The 22,494-nt window shown below is 52.5% G+C and carries 19 protein-coding genes; 12 read left to right on the top strand and 7 right to left on the bottom strand.

Annotation, left to right across the window (positions count from 1 at the left end):
- Positions 1 to 208 precede the first annotated feature (208 nt).
- The 6 genes from rhtA (at position 209) to ybiO (ending at position 6,885) form a co-directional block, all read left to right on the top strand.
- Complete coding sequence (gene rhtA / locus I6L54_RS17805; RefSeq protein ID WP_005123676.1) at positions 209 to 1,096, top strand: threonine/homoserine exporter RhtA; 888 nt, start codon at positions 209 to 211, stop codon at positions 1,094 to 1,096.
- Between the two features lie 302 nt (positions 1,097 to 1,398).
- Positions 1,399 to 1,902 carry a DNA starvation/stationary phase protection protein Dps gene (gene dps, locus I6L54_RS17810; RefSeq protein WP_005123679.1) on the top strand — a complete coding sequence of 168 codons (504 nt, stop codon included), beginning with the start codon at positions 1,399 to 1,401 and terminating at the stop codon, positions 1,900 to 1,902.
- Positions 1,903 to 2,266: 364 nt separating this feature from the next.
- Positions 2,267 to 3,013 carry a glutamine ABC transporter substrate-binding protein GlnH gene (gene glnH, locus I6L54_RS17815; RefSeq protein ID WP_005123681.1) on the top strand — a complete coding sequence of 249 codons (747 nt, stop codon included), beginning with the start codon at positions 2,267 to 2,269 and terminating at the stop codon, positions 3,011 to 3,013.
- A 137-nt stretch (positions 3,014 to 3,150) separates the two neighbouring features.
- Positions 3,151 to 3,810, top strand: coding sequence for a glutamine ABC transporter permease GlnP (gene glnP, locus I6L54_RS17820; RefSeq protein WP_005123684.1), 660 nt, complete (start codon positions 3,151 to 3,153; stop codon positions 3,808 to 3,810).
- Positions 3,807 to 4,529, top strand: coding sequence for a glutamine ABC transporter ATP-binding protein GlnQ (gene glnQ, locus I6L54_RS17825; protein WP_005123686.1), 723 nt, complete (start codon positions 3,807 to 3,809; stop codon positions 4,527 to 4,529). The genes glnP and glnQ overlap by 4 nt, the downstream gene beginning before the upstream one ends.
- A 118-nt stretch (positions 4,530 to 4,647) precedes the next feature.
- Positions 4,648 to 6,885 carry a mechanosensitive channel protein gene (ybiO, locus tag I6L54_RS17830; RefSeq protein WP_040230436.1) on the top strand — a complete coding sequence of 746 codons (2,238 nt, stop codon included), beginning with the start codon at positions 4,648 to 4,650 and terminating at the stop codon, positions 6,883 to 6,885.
- On the opposite strand, the gene rlmF is transcribed toward ybiO, so the two are convergent.
- Positions 6,882 to 7,808 carry a 23S rRNA (adenine(1618)-N(6))-methyltransferase RlmF gene (gene rlmF / locus I6L54_RS17835; RefSeq protein WP_005123691.1) on the bottom strand — a complete coding sequence of 309 codons (927 nt, stop codon included), beginning with the start codon at positions 7,806 to 7,808 and terminating at the stop codon, positions 6,882 to 6,884. The two genes, ybiO and rlmF, sit on opposite strands and share 4 nt — an antisense overlap.
- A 200-nt stretch (positions 7,809 to 8,008) precedes the next feature.
- On the opposite strand from rlmF, the gene mcbA reads away from it, so the two are divergent.
- From mcbA to ybiJ, 5 genes are all read left to right on the top strand, one after another.
- Entirely contained in the window at positions 8,009 to 8,269 is a 261-nt protein-coding gene (mcbA, locus tag I6L54_RS17840) for a DUF1471 family periplasmic protein McbA (protein ID WP_040230433.1), read from the top strand.
- Between the two features lie 290 nt (positions 8,270 to 8,559).
- Positions 8,560 to 10,845: a catecholate siderophore receptor Fiu gene (locus I6L54_RS17845; protein WP_040230432.1), complete on the top strand. Its 2,286-nt coding sequence runs from the start codon at positions 8,560 to 8,562 to the stop codon at positions 10,843 to 10,845.
- Between the two features lie 43 nt (positions 10,846 to 10,888).
- Positions 10,889 to 11,566 carry a PKHD-type hydroxylase YbiX gene (gene ybiX, locus I6L54_RS17850; RefSeq protein WP_005123700.1) on the top strand — a complete coding sequence of 226 codons (678 nt, stop codon included), beginning with the start codon at positions 10,889 to 10,891 and terminating at the stop codon, positions 11,564 to 11,566.
- Positions 11,567 to 11,641: 75 nt separating this feature from the next.
- Positions 11,642 to 11,908, top strand: a complete 267-nt coding sequence (locus I6L54_RS17855) for a DksA/TraR family C4-type zinc finger protein (protein ID WP_005123701.1) — start codon at positions 11,642 to 11,644, stop codon at positions 11,906 to 11,908.
- Positions 11,909 to 12,209: 301 nt separating this feature from the next.
- A complete protein-coding gene (gene ybiJ, locus I6L54_RS17860; RefSeq protein WP_005123702.1) occupies positions 12,210 to 12,470 on the top strand; it encodes a DUF1471 family protein YbiJ in 261 nt (86 codons plus the stop codon).
- 96 nt (positions 12,471 to 12,566) lie between these two features.
- Here ybiJ and I6L54_RS17865 read toward each other — a convergent pair whose 3' ends face one another.
- From I6L54_RS17865 to I6L54_RS17885, 5 genes are all read right to left on the bottom strand, one after another.
- On the bottom strand, positions 12,567 to 13,652 hold the full coding sequence (locus I6L54_RS17865; protein ID WP_040230430.1) for a malate/lactate/ureidoglycolate dehydrogenase: 1,086 nt from the start codon (positions 13,650 to 13,652) through the stop codon (positions 12,567 to 12,569).
- A 162-nt stretch (positions 13,653 to 13,814) separates the two neighbouring features.
- A complete protein-coding gene (gene ybiB, locus I6L54_RS17870) occupies positions 13,815 to 14,783 on the bottom strand; it encodes a DNA-binding protein YbiB (RefSeq protein ID WP_005123707.1) in 969 nt (322 codons plus the stop codon).
- Between the two features lie 29 nt (positions 14,784 to 14,812).
- A complete protein-coding gene (dinG, locus tag I6L54_RS17875) occupies positions 14,813 to 16,963 on the bottom strand; it encodes an ATP-dependent DNA helicase DinG (RefSeq protein WP_005123708.1) in 2,151 nt (716 codons plus the stop codon).
- Positions 16,964 to 17,117: 154 nt separating this feature from the next.
- Positions 17,118 to 18,539 carry a DASS family sodium-coupled anion symporter gene (locus tag I6L54_RS17880; protein ID WP_005123709.1) on the bottom strand — a complete coding sequence of 474 codons (1,422 nt, stop codon included), beginning with the start codon at positions 18,537 to 18,539 and terminating at the stop codon, positions 17,118 to 17,120.
- A gap of 33 nt (positions 18,540 to 18,572) precedes the next feature.
- Positions 18,573 to 19,925 carry a class-II fumarase/aspartase family protein gene (locus I6L54_RS17885; RefSeq protein WP_005123710.1) on the bottom strand — a complete coding sequence of 451 codons (1,353 nt, stop codon included), beginning with the start codon at positions 19,923 to 19,925 and terminating at the stop codon, positions 18,573 to 18,575.
- 202 nt (positions 19,926 to 20,127) lie between these two features.
- On the opposite strand from I6L54_RS17885, the gene I6L54_RS17890 reads away from it, so the two are divergent.
- A complete protein-coding gene (locus I6L54_RS17890) occupies positions 20,128 to 20,862 on the top strand; it encodes a GntR family transcriptional regulator (RefSeq protein WP_005123711.1) in 735 nt (244 codons plus the stop codon).
- 68 nt (positions 20,863 to 20,930) lie between these two features.
- Here the strand turns inward: I6L54_RS17890 and rhlE are convergent, their stop codons facing one another.
- On the bottom strand, positions 20,931 to 22,274 hold the full coding sequence (gene rhlE / locus I6L54_RS17895; protein ID WP_005123713.1) for an ATP-dependent RNA helicase RhlE: 1,344 nt from the start codon (positions 22,272 to 22,274) through the stop codon (positions 20,931 to 20,933).
- Positions 22,275 to 22,494 lie beyond the last annotated feature (220 nt).

The raw sequence follows: 22,494 nt of genomic DNA on the forward strand, positions 1-22,494 counted from the left end.
ATTCCTAATCGCGCAGATTATTAATCCATCGTTTTCATGCCATTGTACGGATCTCAGTAATTTTTTTTTCAACGAATACTCAACCAGCCGAGCGTATTTCCATTACACTCGCTGTTTTACTTTTCTATACACAAACTCACGCGCATCGCAGCAAATCTGCGGCGTCCCGCGGGGAAAGGTGTGTAACCATCATTTGACAGGAGAAAGGATGCCGGGGTCGTCACGTAAAGCGCCAGTCTGGTTGCCTATTTTGGTTTTGCTGATAGCTATGTCCTCTATTCAAAGCGGCGCATCGCTGGCGAAATCGCTGTTCCCTCTCGTCGGCGCGCCAGGCGTTACCGCCCTGCGCCTCGCGCTGGGAACGCTCATCCTTATCGCATTCTTTAAACCCTGGCGTTTACGTTTTGCCAAAGAGCAACGTCTTCCCCTGCTGTTTTACGGTTTGTCTCTGGGTGGAATGAACTACCTCTTTTACCTGTCAATTCAGACCGTCCCGCTGGGCATTGCCGTGGCGCTGGAGTTCACCGGGCCACTCGCGGTAGCGCTGTTTTCATCCCGACGTCCGGTGGATTTCATTTGGGTTGCGCTGGCCGTGCTCGGACTGTGGTTCCTGCTGCCGTTAGGTCAGGACGTTTCTCACGTTGATTTAACCGGTGCCGCGCTGGCATTGGGTGCTGGCGCCTGTTGGGCTATCTATATTCTTACCGGGCAACGCGCAGGGGAAGAGCATGGCCCGGCAACGGTCGCAGTTGGCTCATTAATCGCAGCGCTAATTTTCGTGCCGATTGGCGTCATTCAGGCAGGCGATGCGCTGTGGCACTGGTCTATTCTCCCGTTGGGCTTAGCGGTAGCAGTCCTCTCTACTGCGCTCCCCTATTCGCTGGAAATGATCGCATTAACGCGACTGCCTACACGTACCTTTGGGACACTGATGAGTATGGAGCCTGCACTGGCGGCGGTGTCTGGGATGATTTTCCTCGGGGAAACGCTGACGTTTATTCAGACGCTGGCTCTGGGCGCGATTATTGCTGCGTCAATGGGCTCTACGCTCACCATCCGTAAAGACCCGCAAATTAAGCAAGTTGACGTGAATTAACCTGCCAATATTCTGCATGGTTTGCATAATCATGCAGAATATCTTGTTATCTATCCCCACTATTATTATTGCCCTTTACCTCCCGTTGAAGCACGCTATTTATGCTGAGGCATAGCATTAACATAATAATAACAATACACCGCACTAAAATAACTTAGAAGATTGATTTATATCGGTATTTTATATTTTTATTCGCCTCGCTATTAAACTGATAGGTAACACCGGAAAAATAAAACTGAAATTAGCGCTATACTTATTCTCGTTGAAGATTTGGGACATAAACATCAAGAGGATATGAGATTATGAGTACCGCAAAACTGGTAAAAACAAAAGCATCTGCCCTCCTTTATACCCGTAACGATGTAACAGACAGCGATAAAAAAGCGACCGTTGAACTGTTGAATCAGCAGGTGATCCAATTCATCGACCTGTCACTGATCACCAAACAGGCACACTGGAATATGCGCGGCGCAAACTTCATTGCCGTACATGAAATGCTGGATGGTTTCCGGACTGCACTGACCGATCACCTCGATACCATGGCTGAGCGTGCCGTACAGTTAGGCGGTGTGGCACTGGGGACAACGCAGGTTATTAACAGCAAAACGCCACTGAAAAGTTACCCGCTGGATATCCATAACGTACAGGACCACTTAAAAGAGCTGGCCGAACGTTATGCCGTGGTTGCTAACAGCGTACGTAAAGCGATAAGTGAAGCAAAAGATGAGGATACAGCAGATATCTTCACTGCGGCTTCCCGTGACCTCGACAAATTCTTGTGGTTTATCGAAGCGAACATCGAATAACAGACATATAAGAAATACCTATATTACCCTCGCATTTGCGGGGGTTTTGCACCTCTATGGTGCATAACATTGATCATTCGTCACTCCAAAGTAAATTATTTGTAATAATCACCTCACACAATCGTTAACGAAAGATTGTTTTATCAACAATTTTTACGCTAAATAGTCATACCGTTTGCACCGCGCCCGTCATGCACCAAATTAGTGCCCTGAAACGGTGCAAACAGCCCGCTTTGCCCTACTTATTGTGCAACAAAATGAGACACCCTCTTTTTAAAACAATGAGTTGCAAAATTGGCACGATTTTTTCATTAAGCCATATGTTCTCGCAGGGGATCGCCCCGTGGATATAAAAGGAAATCCTATGAAGTCTGTATTAAAAGTTTCACTGGCTGCACTTACCCTGGCTTTTGCGGTGTCCTCCCATGCCGCAGATAAGAAACTCGTTGTCGCAACCGACACCGCCTTTGTTCCCTTTGAATTCAAACAGGGCGACAAATACGTTGGTTTTGATGTGGATCTGTGGGCTGCCGTCGCCAAAGAACTAAAGCTGGATTATGAACTGAAACCAATGGATTTCAGCGGCATCATCCCGGCTCTGCAAACTAAAAACGTCGATTTGGCGCTGGCAGGTATCACTATTACCGAAGAGCGTAAAAAAGCCATCGACTTCTCTGACGGCTACTACAAAAGCGGCCTGTTAGTGATGGTCAAAGCGAACAATAACGATGTGAAAAGCGTAAAAGATCTGGACGGTAAAGTCGTCGCTGTGAAGGGCGGTACCGGCTCAGTGGATTACGCAAAAGCGAACATCAAAACCAAAGACCTGCGTCAGTTCCCGAACATTGATAACGCGTATATGGAACTGGGTACCAACCGCGCAGACGCGGTACTGCACGATACACCAAACATTCTGTATTTCATCAAGACTGCGGGCAACGGTCAGTTCAAAGCTGTAGGTGATTCCCTGGAAGCCCAGCAATACGGTATCGCCTTCCCGAAAGGCAGCGATGCACTGCGTGAGAAAGTGAACGGCGCGCTGAAAACGCTGAAAGAGAACGGTACTTACAACGAAATCTACAAAAAATGGTTCGGTACTGAACCTAAATAATAACCGGTAACGTTGCCCGGTGGCGCGATGCTTACCGGGCCTACGCCTGGATTTTTGAGACCTGTAGGCCGGATAAGCACAGCGCATCCGGCGAAATGGGCAATTGAATATTTACACCACGGTAACAGGAACGACATATGCAGTTTGACTGGAGTGCCATCTGGCCCGCCATCCCGCTTTTGATAGAAGGCGCCAAAATGACCTTGTGGATTTCAATCCTCGGTCTGGCTGGCGGTCTGATTATCGGGCTTGCAGCAGGTTTTGCGCGTACCTTCGGCGGTTGGATAGCCAACCACGTAGCGCTGGTCTTTATCGAAGTCATCCGCGGTACGCCAATTGTTGTACAGGTGATGTTTATTTACTTCGCCCTGCCAATGGCGTTTAACGATTTGCGTATTGACCCCTTCAGCGCCGCTGTTGTCACCATCATGATTAACTCCGGAGCCTATATTGCGGAAATCACCCGCGGCGCGGTGCTCTCAATCCATAAAGGATTCAGCGAGGCTGGGCTGGCGCTTGGGCTTTCACGCACGGAGACTATCCGTCACGTAATTTTACCTCTCGCGCTGCGTCGTATGCTGCCGCCGCTGGGCAACCAGTGGATCATCAGCATTAAAGATACCTCGCTGTTTATTGTCATTGGCGTCGCCGAACTGACCCGTCAGGGCCAGGAAATCATTGCCGGTAACTTCCGCGCACTGGAAATCTGGAGCGCCGTTGCGGTGTTCTATCTGATCATTACGCTGGTGCTGAGCTTCATTCTGCGTCGTCTGGAAAGAAGGATGAAAATCCTGTGATTGAATTTAAAAACGTTTCTAAGCACTTTGGTCCAACCCAGGTGCTGCACAATATTGATCTGAACATTGAGCAAGGTGAAGTGGTGGTCATTATCGGGCCATCTGGCTCCGGTAAATCTACCCTGCTGCGCTGCATTAACAAACTGGAAGAGATAACCTCTGGCGATCTGATCGTCGACGGTCTGAAAGTGAACGATCCGAAGGTAGACGAACGGTTAATCCGCCAGGAAGCCGGAATGGTGTTTCAGCAGTTCTACCTGTTCCCGCATCTGACTGCGCTGGAAAACGTCATGTTTGGCCCGCTACGCGTACGCGGGGCGAATAAAGAACAGGCGGAAAAACTGGCCAAAGAACTGCTGGCGAAAGTGGGTCTGGCCGAGCGCGCCCATCACTACCCTTCTGAGCTGTCCGGCGGTCAACAACAGCGTGTGGCTATCGCCCGTGCGCTGGCGGTGAAGCCGAAAATGATGCTGTTTGACGAGCCAACCTCTGCGCTGGATCCGGAACTGCGCCACGAAGTGCTGAAAGTTATGCAGGATCTGGCGGAAGAAGGGATGACCATGGTGATTGTGACCCACGAAATCGGTTTTGCCGAAAAAGTGGCTTCACGCCTGATTTTCATTGATAAGGGTCGTATTGCCGAGGACGGTAATCCGCAGGCCCTGATTGAAAATCCGCCCAGCCAACGCTTACAGGAATTCTTGCAGCACGTTTCCTGATAGCTCTGCCTCCCTTCTCCCGAAGGGAGGTTTTTCACCAGAATCCTCTCATTTCAATTCTCTCCCGCCCTGACATCTATACTTATCCTTTTGAATTTATTTTCTCATGGGAGGAGTCATGCGCGGGATCCTGTTCATCATTGTTTGTCTGTTGAGTCTTCCGACCCAGGCGGTGACGATTCCTGGCGTCACCACGCCAACGTCTACCAATGCGCAAACCACACCGGCGAAAGAACCGGATATTGAACAGAAAAAAGCGGCTTACGGCGCATTGGCTGATGTGCTGGAAAATGACGCCTCGCGTCAGGAGCTAATCGGTCAGTTACGCAAAGTGGCCACTGCCCCTCCTGCCGAGCCGGTGCCGACCATTGTCCCGCCCACGTTAATGGAAGAAAAAACGGTACTGGAAAACGTCACGGATGTCACCCGCCACTACGGTGAAGCCCTCTCCAGCCGTTTTGCCCAGCTTTATCGCAATATTACCGATGCCCCGCACAAGACCTTTAACTCGCAAACGTTCACCAATGCCCTGGCGCATTTTTTAATGCTGGCGGTATCAGTGTTCGGTTTTTTCTGGCTGGTTCGCCTGTGCGCACTGCCGCTGTATCGCAAAATGGGACAATGGGCACGACGCAAAAACCGCGAGCGCAGCAACTGGCTCCAGCTTCCGGCGATGATCGTTGGCGCATTCGTTATCGATTTACTGCTGCTGGCGCTGACATTGTTTGTCGGGCAAATACTGAGCGATAAAATGAATGCCGGCAGCCGCACGATTGCCTTTCAGCAAAGCTTGTTTCTCAATGCCTTCGCACTGATTGAATTTTTTAAGGCCATTTTGCGCCTGATTTTTTGCCCGGCAGTGACAGAGCTGCGGCCATTTAATATTCAGGATGCTGGCGCGCGCTACTGGAACCGGCGTTTGAGTTCATTGAGCAGCCTGATTGGCTACGGGCTTATCGTTGCCGTGCCGATTATTTCGAATCAGGTCAATGTGCAGGTCGGCGCGATGGCAAACGTCATCATCATGCTGTGTATCACGCTATGGGCGCTGTACCTGATTTTCAGAAACAAGAAAGAGATAACGCAGCATTTGCTGAATCTGGCGGAAAGGTCCCACGCTTTTTTCAGTCTGTTTATTCGCGCTTTTGCGTTGGTATGGCATTGGCTGGCCAGCGCCTACTTCATTGTGCTGTTTTTCTTCTCGCTGTTTGATCCCGGCAACAGCCTGAAATTCATGATGGGCGCTACGCTGCGCAGCCTGGTGATCGTCGGGATCGCCGCCTTTGTTTCGGGCATGCTTTCCCGCTGGATAGCCAAAACCATCACCCTTTCACCGCATACCCAGCGCAACTATCCGGAACTACAAAAGAGGTTGAATGGCTGGCTGTCGACGGCGTTAAGCGTGGCCAGGATCCTGACCGTGTGTGTCGCCGTTATGTTGCTACTCAACGCCTGGGGGCTGTTCGACTTCTGGAACTGGCTGCATTACGGCGCAGGCGAAAAAACGGTCGATATCCTGATCCGTATTGCGCTAATTTTATTCTTCTCCGCCATCGGCTGGACGATTCTCGCCAGCCTGATTGAAAATCGTCTGGCTTCCGATATTCATGGTCGCCCGCTGCCCAGTGCACGGACTCGTACGCTGTTGACGCTATTTCGCAACGCGCTGGCGGTGATCATCAGCACGATCACCATTATGATTGTGCTGTCAGAGATTGGCGTCAATATCGCCCCTTTACTGGCTGGTGCCGGGGCGCTGGGGCTGGCGATCTCTTTCGGCTCGCAAACGCTGGTAAAAGATATTATTACCGGGATCTTTATTCAGTTCGAAAATGGGATGAACACCGGGGATCTGGTCACTATCGGTCCGTTAACCGGCACGGTAGAACGCATGTCCATCCGCTCTGTGGGCGTGCGTCAGGACACCGGGGCATACCACATCATCCCGTGGTCCTCGATAACGACCTTCGCCAACTTTGTGCGTGGAATTGGATCGGTCGTCGCCAATTACGATGTAGACCGTCATGAAGATGCGGATAAAGCCAATCAGGCGCTGAAGGATGCAGTCGCTGCGGTGATGGAAAAGGATGATATTCGTGGGCTTATCATTGGCGAGCCGTCATTCGCCGGGATTGTGGGATTAACCAATACGGCATTCACCTTGCGGGTCTCATTTACCACCCTGCCGCTGAAGCAGTGGACGGTACGTTTTGCGCTCGACAGTCAGGTGAAGAAATATTTCGATCTGGCGAACATACGCGCGCCGGTACAGACATATCAGGTCTTGCCTGCACCGGTGAATGGCCCAACGCCTGCGGCAAGCGAACCGCTGCCGCCAACCGAGCCCACGCTTTAGCGTTGACGCGCCATAAAACGGCGACGCTGATCGTTATCCATAAAGGTCCAGGCAATAAAGCGGCTCTGCTTTTGTCCCTGGGCCATCTCTTTCTTCACCACTTTCACCGCGCCCGCGTCCGTTAACGCGTGATACAGCGGAGGCAAATTCTCGCCACGCGAAACCAGCGTGGTGAACCACATTACCTGGCGACCAAAGGCCTGGCTTTCGGCGATCATTTTTTTGATGAACGCCACTTCACCACCTTCACACCACAGCTCCTGCTGCTGGCCGCCAAAGTTCAGCGCATCATCTTTGTCTTGCCCCAGATTGCGGCGTTTGCGCTCGCTTCCGGCACGGGCAGAGGCAGCAGAATCATGGAATGGCGGATTACACAATGTAGCTTCATACTGCTCATTTTTGTGAATGATGCCATTGAAGATAGCCGAAGCATCTTTCTGACGACGCAAACGAATCGCCCGGGTTAAGCCAGGGTTGCCATTGATAATTGCCTGAGCGCTGCTAAACGCTTCGCTACTGGTTTCGCTGCCGGTAAAACGCCAGCCATATTCATGCACGCCAATCAGCGGGTAAATACAGTTTGCCCCTACGCCTATGTCCAGGATGCTCGCATTTGCCGGAATGGTTCCGGTAGTTTCACCCAACAGGTCGGCCAGATGGTGAATGTAGTCCGCACGACCCGGAACCGGCGGACACAGGAAACCTTCCGGGATATCCCAGTTTGCCACCGCATAATAATGCGCCAGCAGTGCTTTATTGAGCGCCTTAACTGCCTGCGGATTCGCGAAATCAACACTCTGCTCGCCGCCTGGCGTGAGGGTGAGAAATTGCGTCAGCTCTGGGGTAACCTGGCATAACGTCGCAAGATCATAACGGCCATTGTGGCGGTTGCGTGGATGTAATCCCGGTTTCTGGGGGGGCATAGCATTCTCCTTTTAACAGCGGCGTAAGATACCCGCATAACGCCACGGGGTAAACATACACAGCAGGGAAATTTCATTTTTTATGCGAATTCTATCGTTCAAAAAACAGCCTGTTGTTGGTCGATTTTTTGCGGCAAATGCCCTGCAATGACGACCTAAACTTATCAGGCACGATCTGTTGTTTCTCAGAGGATATCATCATGAAGAAATGCCTCACATTCCTTGCCGCTACCGTACTTACCGGCATGACATTTGCGACTTTTGCTGCACAGCCCAATACCAGTCCTGCCACCGGTCCACTACAAGCCTCCGGTACGATTTCCGTGGGCGGAGCATCAAGCCTGGATGACCTCGAAGGTAAGCTGGCAGAAAAAGCAAAAGAGCAAGGCGCGAAAGGTTTTGTGGTTAATTCCGCTGGCGGTAAAAATCAGATGTACGGTACAGCAACTATCTATAAGTAACTCTCCCTCAGCTCAACTGCATTCGCCCTGAATGCAGTTTGCTGTCCTTTCTTTCTGATATCCCCTGCGTGAACTGTAACCGCCATGTTGGAATTTTGAATCCAATGTAAATAAATGTATTTATTTTTGAAGTAATGAATGCTAAAACGTCTCACTGATTAGCAATGATTATCAAAATCATTATCAATTACACATTCATTTTCGCGAGACCTGCAGGGTACAACATCCACAGAGATGTCCCTTCGCGTGAGTGAAACCGTCTACTAAAAAATAATAAGCCACTCATTAACATGGATAAAAATCGCAACTTGCCGTCCAGTAGTTTTCATTCACTGACTTTTTTTGCCGGTCTGTGCATTGGCCTGTCTCCGGTAGCCCAGGCTGTCGCCGCAGGCGATCAGGATAAAAAACAAGAAGATACGTTGGTCGTTGAAGCGGCCAAACCTTCGTTGTACGCCCCAACACAGTCTGCCGATCCTAAATTCTCTCGCCCGGTGGCGGATACCACCCGCACCATGACGGTGATATCTGAGCAGGTGATTAAGGATCAAGGCGCAACAAATCTGACCGATGCGCTGAAAAACGTACCGGGCGTTGGCGCGTTTTTCGCCGGGGAAAACGGCAACTCCACCACCGGTGATGCGGTTTATATGCGTGGAGCGGATACCTCGAACAGTATTTATATAGACGGTGTTCGTGATATCGGCAGCGTCACGCGCGATACCTTTAATACCGAACAGGTCGAAGTGATCAAAGGACCTTCCGGCACAGATTATGGGCGTAGCGCACCGACGGGTTCCATCAATATGATCAGTAAACAGCCGCGCACCGACTCCGGGATCGATGCGTCGGCCAGCGTCGGCAGCGCCTGGTTCCGCCGCGGCACGCTGGACATTAACCAGGCTATCGGCGACACCGCCGCCGCACGCTTAAATCTGATGGGCGAAAAAACACATGATGCCGGTCGCGACAACGTGAAGAATGAACGTTACGGCGTGGCCCCCTCTCTCGCTTTTGGCTTAGGCACTGAGAACCGACTGTATCTGAACTATCTGCACGTGACTCAACACAACACACCGGACGGGGGCATTCCCACCATCGGCCTGCCGGGATATTCCGCGCCTTCCGCAGGGACGTCTGCACTGAATCATTCAGGAAAAGTGGATACGCATAACTTCTACGGCACCAACTCGGATTACGACGATTCGACGACCGATACCGCGACAATGCGTTTTGAACATGATCTGAACGACAGCACCACGATTCGCAACACCACCCGCTGGTCTCGTATTAAACAGGATTATCTGATGACGGCGGTGATGGGCGGTGCGTCTAACATTACGCAACCCACCAGCAGCGTCGACACCTGGACATGGTCACGCCTGGCAAATACCAAAGACGTCAGTAACAAAATCCTGACCAACCAGACCAACCTGACCTCAAAATTTTATACCGGGTCCATCGGTCACGACATCAGTACCGGTGTGGAGCTGACGCGCGAAACACAAACCAACTATGGCGTAGCCCCGATCACCCCGCCGCCGGTTAATATTTATCACCCCAACAGCGACGTGAATATCGGCGGATTATCGCGTAACGGCGCCAACGCTAACGGGCAAACCGACACGTTTGGCGTATACGCTTTTGATACGTTACAAATTACCCGTGAGTTTGAGCTGAACGGTGGTATTCGCCTCGACAATTACCGCACTGAATATGACAGCGCCACCGCTTGCGGCGCTTCTGGCCGTGGTGCAGTTGCATGTCCGACAGGCGTCGCCAAAGGTTCTCCGGTTACGACCGTGGATACTGCCAAATCAGGCAATCTGGTGAACTGGAAAGCAGGCGCGCTGTATCACCTGACCGATAACGGCAATGTCTACATTAACTATGCCGTTTCTCAGCAACCGCCGGGCGGCAGTAACTTTGCCCTTGCGCAGGGCGGAACCGGTAACAGCGCAAACCGTACCGACTTCAAACCGCAAAAAGCGAAAACCAGCGAGATCGGCACCAAATGGGAGGTGCTGGATAAGCGCCTGCTGTTAACCGCCGCGATTTTCCGTACGGATATTGAAAATGAAGTAGAGCAGAACGACGACGGAACATATTCTCAGTACGGGGAGAAACGCGTTGAAGGCTACGAACTCTCTGTAGCAGGCAACATTACCCCCGCATGGCAGGTTATTGGGGGATACACCCAGCAACGCGCCACGATCCACAGCGGCAAAAACGTTGCTCAGGATGGTTCTTCTTCCCTGCCCTATACGCCGGAACATGCGTTCACGCTGTGGAGCCAGTATCAGGCTACCGATGATATTTCCGTTGGTGCGGGCGCACGCTACGTGGGCAGTATGCATCGCGGTTCGGACGGCGCCGTGGGTACGCCATCTTATACTGAAGGTTACTGGGTCGCCGACGCCAAGCTGGGTTATCGTGTGAATCGCAATCTCGATTTCCAGCTGAACGTCTATAACCTGTTCGACACCGATTATGTATCCTCCATTAACAAGAGCGGATACCGTTACCATCCGGGCGAGCCAAGAACCTTCCTGCTCACCGCCAATATGCATTTCTGATCCATCTCGTGGGGCGTAAGCCCCACTTTCAGGAGAAACACTGATGATGTACCACATTCCCGGCGTTCTGTCGGCGCAGGATGTTGCCTGGTTTCGCGAACAACTGGACGCTGCCGACTGGGTTGATGGCCGCGCAACCACCGGCGCTCAGGGCGCACAGGTAAAAAACAACCAGCAGGTGGATACGCAAAGTGAGCGTTACGGCATTTTGCAACAGGCGGTACAAACCGCGGTGAATAACAGCCCGCTTTTCTTCGCCGCAGCATTACCGAAAACGCTCTCCACACCGCTGTTTAATCGCTACCAGGACCACGAAACCTACGGTTTTCACGTTGACGGCGCGGTACGTAGTCATCCGGAAAACGGCTGGATGCGCACAGACCTTTCCGCCACCTTATTCCTCAGTAATCCCGACGATTATGCGGGAGGAGAGCTGCTGGTCAATGACACCTACGGCCAGCATGCGGTGAAACTTCCGGCAGGCGATCTGGTGCTTTACCCTTCCAGCAGCTTGCACTGCGTTACGCCGGTAACCGGTGGGGTTCGTGTGGCATCCTTTATGTGGATCCAGTCGATGATCCGTGACGATAAAAATCGCGCCATGCTTTTTGAACTGGATAAAAACATTCAGTCCCTGAAGGCACGTCATGGGGAAAGTAGCGAGATCCTGTCATTACTCAATCTCTACCATAACCTGCTGCGCGAATGGTCTGAAATCTGATACCGCTGATGCGTGGTCGTTTTTCGCCCATCACATTCGCTATACTTATTCTGTAGACATCAGCAGGAGGTACATATGGCATCCGGATGGGCAAATGACGACGCAGTTAACGAACAGATCAACAATACTATTGAAGATGCTGTTGCCCGCGCCCGCGGTGAGTTACCGACGGGGGAAAGTCTGTATGAATGTGAAGAATGCGGCAATCCTATCCCACAGGCCAGGCGTGAGGCAGTACCTGGCGTACGCTTGTGTGTCGCATGCCAGCAGGATAAAGATTCACATAGTGCTACATTTTCAGGATATAATCGCAGAGGTTCGAAAGATAGCCAGCTACGTTGACTCATCTTTACCAAAAGTTTCAGCGCATACGATTTCCTTTACGAGCACGCTTTTTCGCACTCTGTGTGGCAAAATGTGCCGTTGTTGGTTTCTCTGTAAAGCGTAGTGACAAGAACTGTAAATCCCTCGTCTGAATTTATTAATATTCAATAAGTTATTTGTCATTCAATTTTTTTGATTGATGTCGTCAATTCTATTCGATTTTCTCTCACCCAAAAAAACGTGATACTTATCACATCGACGGAACAACGTCTTCTTAACAGAACATCGACTAACCGAATAAACCTGCGAGAGAAAAATCATGAAAAACATTAAATTTGCTGTTGCTGCTATCGCCCTGTCTACCCTGTCATTTGGCGTTTTCGCTGCCGAGCCGGTTTCCTCCACTCAGGCACAAAGCATGAATAAGATTGGTGTAGTTTCTGCTGATGGCGCCACCACGCTGGATGGCCTGGAAGCCAAACTGGCTGAGAAAGCGGCTGCTGCTGGTGCATCTGGTTACAGCATCACTTCCGCTGTCGGTAAAGACAAAATGAGCGGCACCGCGGTTATCTATAAATAACCGAAAGATTACCTGTACGACCCAATGCTCCAACCCTCATTGACCCTGTTTGTTACCCTTTGTTTGCCCGTCCGCCACTGGACGGGCTTTTTTTGCTTAGTATTCCAGCCGTTGACGGAATTCCTGCAACACGGCGTCCGGCATGCCTATTTGCAGGGCCGCCTCGCAAATCGCCTGCCAGCTTCCGGTATCCAGCGGAATACCTTTTTCCAGCCGTTCCTCGCGAGTATTCACTTCCCACTCCCCTGGCAACAGGATCGGGGCATCTTCAGCATGCGGGGACGCTTTCACCCATTCAGCAAATGCCGCAACCTGGTTGTCACAGTCCGGCGCGCCAAACAGTTCCGGATTCATAATAATTGTGGTCATACAGTTAATGATGGCGTCCGGGCTGGTCTGCAGGCTCTCTTCATGCGTGGTTTTACCCCCTGAAAGCGCACCACCCATAATTTCGCACATCGCGGCCAGCGCATAACCTTTGTGTTGGGCAAACGTGAGCAACGACCCCAGCGGAGAGACCTGCATCACGGCAGGATCGGTTGTGGGCATCCCGTTTGTATCAATCAGGCATCCCGGAGCCACCGGCTCCCCCTTGTGCCATGCCACCCGGGTTTTGCCAAACGCGATGGCACTGGTTGCATAGTCGAGCAATAGCGGGAAGGTATTTTTACGCGGAAAAACAACGCAGAAGGGGTTGGTGCCAAAACGACTATCGCGGCCAAGAAACGGTGCGACCATCGGGATCCCGACCACACTCACAAAATGCACTGAGACAAAACCTGCCGCCGCACATTGCTCCGCCCAGTAGCCAATACGTCCGATATGATGCGAATTATGTAATGCCACGGCGGCGATACCGTGCTGGCGCGCTTTTTCAATCCCCAGCGTGATTGCTTCGTGCGCCGCCACTTGGCCAAAGGCACTATCGCCATCAAGCGTAATCACCGCCCCCGCATCTTTAACCACTTTGGCATGACGATTGATCTGCAGATGTCCCTGCGAGAATGAGCGAATATAGCTTGGGATCATGCCGATGCCGTGGGAGTCATGACCGGCGAGGTTAGAGGCAATCAGATGATCGGCCACCAACTGCGCTTCCTGTTTATTGCTTCCCATCTGGTGAAACACGGCCTGGATAAAGGCGTGCAGCGTTGGCACATGGAAGCGATGTCCACTGTTCATTGTTATCTCCTGTTGTGTCGCGTGTTGATTGTGTTTCTTATTATTCAACAAACTATGCTGCGCCACGGCGCTCAGGAGGTCAATAAACGTGCAGAAATTTCACGTTGATGAAAAGAGAGAACCGACAGGCCTGGTAAATGGCCCGCCGGAACAACAAATGGATTAGAAACTTTGCTCGACGCGAGCAAGTCCTTCATCCAGCATCGCGGATTCACCGGTTGCCACCAGGCAGCAGGCCATCTGGATTTTCAGCGATGCCGGAACCGGCTCACTGCCAGCCAGACAACGCTCAATCCAGCGTGCGGTGGTTTCCGGGTCTTTTGCCACCGGCAGCGGTACCGGCTCGTCAGGCATCTCGCTCTGTCGGTCCTGTAGCACTCGCACGCCGGACGAATCTATCAGGCTTATCTGCGGACAGCGCTGCGGGTTGGCGTACACCTCGCCTTCGGTACCGTGCATCAACAGGCCACGTCCACCGATATCGCCGAAGAATTTTGCCACACGTGAGACGTATTCCGGGTGTGACACGCTGGAAAGACGCAGCGCGGCGTCTTCGGCAAACGGCGTGGCTAATTTAGCCAGCGTGTGCGCACTGTTGCGCACCCCCATTCTCCAGCGCATCGCCAACTGTTTTTCCAGCGGAGGGCACAGCGCGCTTACCGGGATAAACACCGGCTGATGACCATCCAGTTTTGCCTGTGCCTGCCCGGCATGCAGCGTCGGCGCAATCCCCATCAGTTCAAAAATGGTTTCTGTCAGCACGCGGGTAGGATCCTCGCTGACGCCATGCACCACCACCGGGAATCCCAGCTTATGCAGTAAAATCGCCAATAGCGGCGTCAAATTCGCCTGCTTGCGCGCGCCATTGTAACTGGGGATAACAATGGGCATGGGTTTGGCAACTGGCGGCGTCAGGCGAATGGTGTGGTTTTGCATCGCTTCATAAAAGCCCAGCATCTCCGCTTCTCCCTCTCCTTTAATGCGCAACGCAATCAGCACGCCGCCCATCTCAAGGTCAGGGACATCGCCATTCAGCATATGGGTATACAGTCCGCGAGCAGTATCCTGGTCCAGGTCACGCGCGTGATTTTTACCTCGCCCAATCTCTTTGATGATTTTGCGGTAATCCATCGATAACTCCTTTCCTGTTGCTCGCATCGTTAACGCCGACGGCGGCGCGTAGGTTTCGTTTTTTCTTTTGGTTTTACTATAACGTCTGGCACAGCAGGTTGCTCTATCGGAAAAATGGGTAACGCATTCAGTAAACGCTTGCCATAGTTTTTGGTCAACAACCGCTTATCGTAGATCACGACTTCACCCCAGCAGCCATGGCTACGAATGAGTCGCCCAACCTGCTGGATCAAATTGAACGATGCTGCCGGTAAGCTTTGCACCTCAAAAGGGTAGCGGTTCAGGCTTTTCAGCCACTCCCCCTCAGTGACCACTACCGGACTGTCGATAGGCGGAAACGCAATTTTGTGAATATGCACCTGGCTCAGCAGCTCGCCTTTCAAATCCAGACCTTCAGCAAAAGACTGCAGCCCAACCAGCACGCTGCGTTCGCCGTTTTCTACCCGTTTTCGGTGTAACTCCACCAGACGATAGCGCGGCTGGTCGCCCTGTACCAGCAACAGCAGGCGCAGATCGGTAACGTGCTCAAGAAAACGCTGCATCGCCCGACCGCTGGCAAACAGTACCAGCATGCCCTGATGCTTTTTACTTTCCAGTTGTTCGCGGAAATAGGCGGCCATTTCCGCGATATGCTGCTCTTCGTGCTCAATTAACGGTTCGTAGCGCATCTGCGGAATAACGATTTTGCCCTGCTCAACGTGGTTAAACGGTGAATCCAGCGCGACAAAGCGGTCTCCGGCCTTTTCTTTCAGCCCGCTCATTTCCTGAAGACGCGAGAAGCTATTGAGAGAACGCAGCGTGGCAGAAGTGACAATAATATGCGGCACGCTGCGCCACAGCAGGCGTTCGAGCTGATCGCTCACGCGGATCCCCACGCAGTGAAACCAGACGTGGATCTGTCCGTCACGCACCTCACGCGTCGCCCATTTACTCACCGGCGCGCCTGATGACTGCGCGAGCGATGCCAAACGCCACAATTTGCTTTGCGCCTCAAACATGCCCAGCGCCCGGTTCATCTGTAAAATAACCCGATGCAGACGCACAATATCGTGGGTGCCGGTTTTTTCGCTGAGATCGTTGAGAAACAATTCAGCCAGACCGCGCAGCATTTCCGTCAGTTTCGCCAGTCGCTGGCAGATCTCCATCACTTCACCAGGCAGTTCTCCCATTGCAAAGCGGTGTTCCGCTTCCTGGGTAGCGGGCATATAGAGATTGAGGATGTTATTAAGTGAGGCAATCAGCTCATATAGCTCTTCACAGTGACCGTTCAACCGCTCGGCGTTCGCCAGTGGCGGCGTGGTTTTCGGGCGGAACTGCTCCATGCAGGTCGCGACTAATTTGCAAAACAGATCCAGTTGGAGCCGATACCAGGGGGCGCTGATTTCTGCACTCATCTCCAGCGCATCGCGGGCAACATCCGGCAAATGATGGCCTTCATCAAGGACCAGCAGCAGGTTTTTCGGCTCTGGCAAAACGGCTTCGCTTTCCATAGCCGCCATCACCAACGCGTGATTGGCTACCACCACTTCGGCTTCCTGAATCTCGCGGCGGGCGACAAAAAAAGGACATTCACGATAGTAGTGGCAGTTGCGGTTCAGACAGCTCGCTTTATCGGTGCTCAGACGCTGCCAGAGTCCGTCATCAATGGCGATACCCGTGTGATCGCGCAGCCCGTCCCACTTGTAGCTATCGAGATCGCCTTTTAGCCTGGCGCAGCGCTTTTGTTCTTCCTGGTTGTTGGGCGTCAGGTCATCGTCGAGAAAGGCCAGCAGATCCTGCTGATTGGGTTCGGTACTGGCCAGCGCCGCTAAATTACGCGGGCAGACATAGCGACCACGACCAAACGCGGCGGTAAAACGCAGATCGGGGATAATTTTACGCAGCAACGGCAGGTCTTTGCTGTAGATCTGATCCTGCAAAGCAACGTTGGCGGTACTGACCACCAGCGTTTTTTGTTCTTCACGCGCAATGGCAATACCGGGGATCAGGTACGACAGGGTTTTCCCCACCCCGGTCGGCGCTTCAATCGCCAGATGCCGCCCTTCTTCACCTGCCAGCGTTTTCGCAACGTCAGCAATCATCTGCCGCTGCGGCGCACGGGGGATAAAGTCGGGGATCTGTTCCTGAAGCGCCTTATACCAGGCGGCGATTTGCGCTTTTAACGCGGCCGTTAGTGCCATGAGAAAACCTGAAATACTGTATAAACAGCCACTATTGTGGCACATTTCAGTCCCTGGATGTACCTTTTTCCCCCATTCTGGAAAGCGCTTCGCAATTCATTTTTCCTGGCCGGACGGCTGTTCGGGTCCTGTCCGGCCAATAATTCGCTAACGCTTAATAGTATCCCAACAGCTTCCACCACAGCATGCCCACGACAAAAATGATAATCACATTCGCCGTCACCACGCAGAGGTTGATTTTGTAAAAGCGCGGACGTTCAAAATAACCCTGGGCAAAATAAATGGGGCCAGGTCCACCACCGTACTCGGTATTCCCCCACATCAGGTTACTAAAGATACCGAAGCAAATAGCCACCATCATCGGCGGCGCGCCTGCTGCGATCGCCGTGGCCGCGAAAGGGGCATACAGTGCAGCGACATGCCCGGTCGCCGTAGCGAAGAGATAATGGACGTAAATGTAAAGGATCCCCAACACAATAAACGATTCGATCGCGCCAAAACCCTGAATACCGCTGCCTAATTTTATGGTCATCCATTTAATAAAGCCCAGATCGGCAAGCCCTGTCGCCAGACTAATAATGACGCTAAACCAGATCACCGTATCCCAGGCCGCATGGTCATTAAGCAAACTTTTCCAGCTAACAGCGCCCGAGGCAAACAGATACGCAGCTAATCCCAGCCCGACAGATGTGGCAGACAATCCCGTAATCAAGCTGGTACCCCAGCCAACCAGCGCCAGCACAAAACCAAACGCGACCTTTTTCTCGTTGCTGCTCATCGAACCGAGCTCACCGAGGGCCTGTTTGCCCATCGCTTTCGCCTCCGGCGTACGCTTAAGCTCGGGATCCAATAATTTATAGACCAGTAGCGGCATCAGGCAGAAACAGACCATCGCAGGGACCACTGCGGAAATAAACCATCCACCCCAGGTTATCTCTATTCCTAATGACGATTTCGCCAGACTCGCTACCAGCGGATTCGCCGCCATCCCGGTGAGAAATATTGCCCCGGTAATCGGCGTAAACTGGAAGCACACCATGGTTAAGAAATCGCCGATACGCTTGCCCGTTGCCCCTGGTGCGGAACCCAATACATCATTGATGGAACGAGTGATAGGGAAAATAATCCCCCCGGAACGCGCGGTTACGGATGGCATCGCCGGGGCCATAATCAGATCGGAAACCCCCAGTGAGTAAGCGATACCCAGGCTACTGCCACCAAAGAGCGATAACATTTTATACGCAATACGTTTCCCCAATCCCGAGGTTACAAAACCAAGAGACAAGACGTAGGCACAGAAAATGAGCCATACCGTACCGGATGCAAAACCTGACAATGCTTTTGCCTCTGGCAAGGTTTTGGTAAAAATGACCACGCAAAGTGCAATCAACATCACCGCCCCCGAAGGGAGCGGCTGGGTAAGGATCGCGGCAATGGTCGCGGCAAATATCGCGAACATATGCCAGGCCTGAGGCGTCAGACCATCAGGTACGGGATAAAACCAAACGATCGCGCCTATCGCCAGCGGTATCAGGAACGACAGAATGGATTTTCCCGCGACAGAATTTGTTGACATAAAAATATCCTTATTCCGTTAGCCCAAGAGCGTTCATTTCCGCGACATATATCTCGCTAATACCTGATCCACCATTGCTGGCGCCATTCCAAGGTAATTTGCCGGGTCGGTCAGTTCTTCAATCAACTGCGGGTCAAGTCGTTCCGAGACAGATGGCATCGCATTCAGCACATCCGCCAGTCGTCCCCCTTGTTCATTGACGATACGACAGGCGTCGTACACGACGTCATGCGCATCCTGACGACCGATATACGGCGCCAGTCCCATCATGACCGCTTCAGCCACAATCAGTCCGTTGGTCATGCCGAGGTTACGTTTCATCGCCGCTTCATCAACCACCAGCCCCGCCAGCATAAAGTTAGCCTGATGCAATGCCCCGGCGCTGAGGACGAAACTTTCCGGGATAGCAATCCATTCGGCATGCCACGGCCCGGTTGCACGCTCCAGATCCTGCACCATTGCATCAAGCATCAGCCCTGCCTGTTGGCGAACGCCTTTGGCACAGGCCAGCATTAACTCGCTGGAAATAGGGTTGCGTTTCTGCGGCATAGTACTGCTGGCGCCGCGCCCTTTAACAAACGGCTCATACAACTCACCAAACTCGTTTGCTGCCAGCAGCATTACGTCGTAGGCAATCTTGCCCAGCGACCCGGTAATCACCGCTAACAGATTCACCGCTTCGGCAAAACCATCACGCGCAACATGCCATGTGGACGTAGGGACATTCAGCCCAAGTTCTTCCATCATCGCTTTTTGTACCGCCAGCCCTTTATCCCCCAGCGATGCCAGCGTACCGGCTGCACCCGCAAATTCGCCGACCAATACACGAGGACGCGCCTGAGTCAGACGTTCCGCGTGACGTTCAAACATATCCAGCCAGATGGCTGTTTTATAACCAAAGGTTACGGGCAGAGCCTGCTGCAAATGGGTTCTCCCGGCCATCGGCGTATCACGGTAACGGCGTGAGAGATCGGCCAGCGTCGCACGAAGCTTGTCCATATCGGTTTCAATTAACGCGAATGCATCACGAATTTGCAGAACTACCGCGGTGTCCATGATGTCCTGCGTGGTTGCGCCCCAGTGCACATAGCCGCCGGACTCGCCAGCCTGTTTAGAAATCTGGTGCACCAGCGGTAGGATCGGATAACCCACGATTTCGGTTTCATGGCGTAATAAATCAAAATCGAGCGTATCGGCATTACATTTTTCAGCAATTTCCTGCGCCGCAGCCTCGGGTATCACACCGCAGCGTGCCTGGGCTTTGGCTAATGCCACTTCCACTTCCACGTATTTGCGTACCAGCTCGCGATCGTCAAACACCGCGCGCATTGCTGGTGTGCCGAAAGAATCCCTGAACAGAACAGAATCAAGTACATTCGAAGCCATAAATCCCCCTGGAAAATCTGATAGTGATAAGATGCGTGTTTACGGTGGTTTGTTAGATATTCAAACGCCGCCACAATGTCCAGACATAATAAAATGTCCGTACATTTGAATGTACGGACATTTATAGTATTCATAAGAAATGTAGGGAATAGTCCGTACAAATTTTCGTGATAAAGATCACTAATATTTTGATGAAACCGCGATGAAAGAATCTCTGTACAAGCGAATAGCACGTGAACTGGCGCAGCAAATTTCGGTGGGGACCTTTGCCCCCGGCTCGCTGTTTCCAACGGAAATGGAACTGTGCGAAACATGGCAGGTCAGCCGCCACACCATGCGTGAGGCGTTAAGGGAATTAACAGAACAGGGGCTGATTTCACGGCGTAAAGGCGCGGGAACTCGCGTTTGCGAACCTAAGACTAACGGTGTCAATCACCCGCTATCGCATCTTGAGGATCTGTTGCTGCTGGCCAAAAACAATCTGCGCGTCATCAAGAAAATCGATGAGATTGTGGCAGACATCGAGTTGTCCCAGATGATTGGCTGCCCGCCAGGTTCCCGCTGGCTGCACATTGCCAGCACTCGCGAAGATGCGCAAAACCCCGACGCGCCAATCTGCTGGACGGACAGCTATGCCAGCACGGATTACGCCAAGCTGCGCACCTACATCCGTGACGATCCACACTCATTAATCAGCGATTTGATCGAAACGCATTACGGCATCAAAAGCCATGAGGTGCATCAGACTATTACGGCTGTCGGTGTGCCCAAAAAGGTGGCAAAGATCCTTAACGTAGCGCCTGATTCGCCAGCAATGAGAATTGTGCGTCGTTATCTGGACAGGGACGGGAAAGTATTTGAGACAACGATTTCGATTCACCCGGCAGGACGATATACCTGCTCGATCGTGCTGAAATCGCAAAGTTCGGGGGAGTGATTGAGCTATCCGGCCCACACCCTGTGTAGACCGGATAGCGTGTTTATACTGCCAGACAGCAAGGTGAATTACTGGGCGGAAGACGGTTTGCGCGGACGGCGCGGTGGACGAGGCTTATCGCCTGCCGGTTTGCCTTCGCCGCTACGCGGTTTCGCTTTTGGCGCACCGCCATCCTGACGACGCGGCTGCTGACCACGCCCTGCGCCACCCTGACCGCGACCGCCACCACCACGCTGCTGGCGACCGTTCTGGATCGGCTCAGCTTTGATGGAGGGGTCCGGCTCGTAGCCTGGCGTTGTAATACGCGGGATCTCTTTTTTCAGCAGCTTCTCGATGTCACGCAACAACTTGTGTTCATCGACGCACACCAGAGACAACGCTTCGCCGGTAGCGGCGGCACGCCCGGTACGACCAATACGGTGCACATAATCTTCCGGGACGTTTGGCAGCTCGTAGTTCACCACGTGCGGCAACTCTTCAATGTCCAGGCCACGCGCGGCAATATCCGTCGCCACCAGCACGCGAATATCACCGGATTTAAAATCGGCCAGCGCGCGGGTACGCGCTCCCTGAGATTTGTTACCGTGGATCGCCGCGCTGCGGATACCGTCTTTATTCAGCTGTTCAGCCAGATGATTCGCACCGTGTTTGGTACGGGTAAACACCAGCACCTGCTGCCAGTTGCCTTGACCTATCATCTGCGACAACAGCTCACGTTTACGTTTTTTATCCACGAAATGAACGTGCTGAGTCACCTGCTCTGACGCGGTATTACGACGCGCCACTTCGATTTCCAGCGGATTGTGCAGCAGCTTTTCGGCCAGCGACTTAATATCGTCAGAGAACGTTGCTGAGAACAACAGGTTCTGGCGTTTTGCCGGCAGCTTCGCCAGAACGCGACGAATGTCGTGAATAAAACCCATATCCAGCATGCGGTCAGCTTCATCCAGTACCAGGATCTCAACCTGATCCAGTTTCACCGCATTCTGGTGTTCCAGATCGAGCAAACGACCAGGCGTGGCAATCAGCACATCCACGCCGCCGCGCAGTTTCATCATCTGCGGGTTGATACTGACGCCGCCGAAGACCACCAGCGAGCGGATGTTCAGATACTTACTGTAATCGCGTACGTTTTCGCCAATCTGAGCCGCCAGTTCGCGGGTTGGCGTGAGGATCAGCGCACGCACCGGGCGACGGCTTTTACCATGCGGCTGATGGGTAATCAGGTGCTGCAACAGCGGCAGGGTAAAACCTGCCGTTTTCCCCGTACCGGTCTGGGCGCTGGCCATCAGATCGCGGCCTTCCAGCACGGCAGGGATCGCCTGCTGCTGAATAGGGGTAGGTTCACGGTAACCCTGTTCGGCAACGGCACGTAAAATATCAGGGTTTAAACCAAGGGAATCAAAAGACATAACAACTCCGAACCGCCCTGACCGTTACCGGTGTCGTTTTCAGGGAGATACATACAATAGAGATGACAAAAACCACAATGTCATGAAGGGGCGGAGTGTAGCAGTTTTTGTGATGTGCCGCATAAATTATCCCTGCGAAGGAAAATAACGGTCCGGACTGGACAAGGTTGCACATCAGTCATAATCTTAATCAATCGATTGATTAAGATCAGAGTCGTGC

This window comes from Citrobacter pasteurii (assembly GCF_019047765.1).
Lineage (GTDB): Bacteria > Pseudomonadota > Gammaproteobacteria > Enterobacterales > Enterobacteriaceae > Citrobacter > Citrobacter pasteurii.

Bases quoted from the DNA above. Each gene is read 5' to 3' on its own strand.
- rhtA (WP_005123676.1), top strand. From the start codon at position 209: ATGCCGGGGTCGTCACGTAAAGCGCCAGTCTGGTTGCCTATTTTGGTT.
- dps (WP_005123679.1), top strand. From the start codon at position 1,399: ATGAGTACCGCAAAACTGGTAAAAACAAAAGCATCTGCCCTCCTTTAT.
- glnH (WP_005123681.1), top strand. From the start codon at position 2,267: ATGAAGTCTGTATTAAAAGTTTCACTGGCTGCACTTACCCTGGCTTTT.
- glnP (WP_005123684.1), top strand. From the start codon at position 3,151: ATGCAGTTTGACTGGAGTGCCATCTGGCCCGCCATCCCGCTTTTGATA.
- ybiO (WP_040230436.1), top strand. From the start codon at position 4,648: ATGCGCGGGATCCTGTTCATCATTGTTTGTCTGTTGAGTCTTCCGACC.
- rlmF (WP_005123691.1), bottom strand. From the start codon at position 7,808: ATGCCCCCCCAGAAACCGGGATTACATCCACGCAACCGCCACAATGGC.
- mcbA (WP_040230433.1), top strand. From the start codon at position 8,009: ATGAAGAAATGCCTCACATTCCTTGCCGCTACCGTACTTACCGGCATG.
- I6L54_RS17845 (WP_040230432.1), top strand. From the start codon at position 8,560: ATGGATAAAAATCGCAACTTGCCGTCCAGTAGTTTTCATTCACTGACT.
- ybiX (WP_005123700.1), top strand. From the start codon at position 10,889: ATGATGTACCACATTCCCGGCGTTCTGTCGGCGCAGGATGTTGCCTGG.
- I6L54_RS17855 (WP_005123701.1), top strand. From the start codon at position 11,642: ATGGCATCCGGATGGGCAAATGACGACGCAGTTAACGAACAGATCAAC.
- ybiJ (WP_005123702.1), top strand. From the start codon at position 12,210: ATGAAAAACATTAAATTTGCTGTTGCTGCTATCGCCCTGTCTACCCTG.
- I6L54_RS17865 (WP_040230430.1), bottom strand. From the start codon at position 13,652: ATGAACAGTGGACATCGCTTCCATGTGCCAACGCTGCACGCCTTTATC.
- ybiB (WP_005123707.1), bottom strand. From the start codon at position 14,783: ATGGATTACCGCAAAATCATCAAAGAGATTGGGCGAGGTAAAAATCAC.
- dinG (WP_005123708.1), bottom strand. From the start codon at position 16,963: ATGGCACTAACGGCCGCGTTAAAAGCGCAAATCGCCGCCTGGTATAAG.
- I6L54_RS17880 (WP_005123709.1), bottom strand. From the start codon at position 18,539: ATGTCAACAAATTCTGTCGCGGGAAAATCCATTCTGTCGTTCCTGATA.
- I6L54_RS17885 (WP_005123710.1), bottom strand. From the start codon at position 19,925: ATGGCTTCGAATGTACTTGATTCTGTTCTGTTCAGGGATTCTTTCGGC.
- I6L54_RS17890 (WP_005123711.1), top strand. From the start codon at position 20,128: ATGAAAGAATCTCTGTACAAGCGAATAGCACGTGAACTGGCGCAGCAA.
- rhlE (WP_005123713.1), bottom strand. From the start codon at position 22,274: ATGTCTTTTGATTCCCTTGGTTTAAACCCTGATATTTTACGTGCCGTT.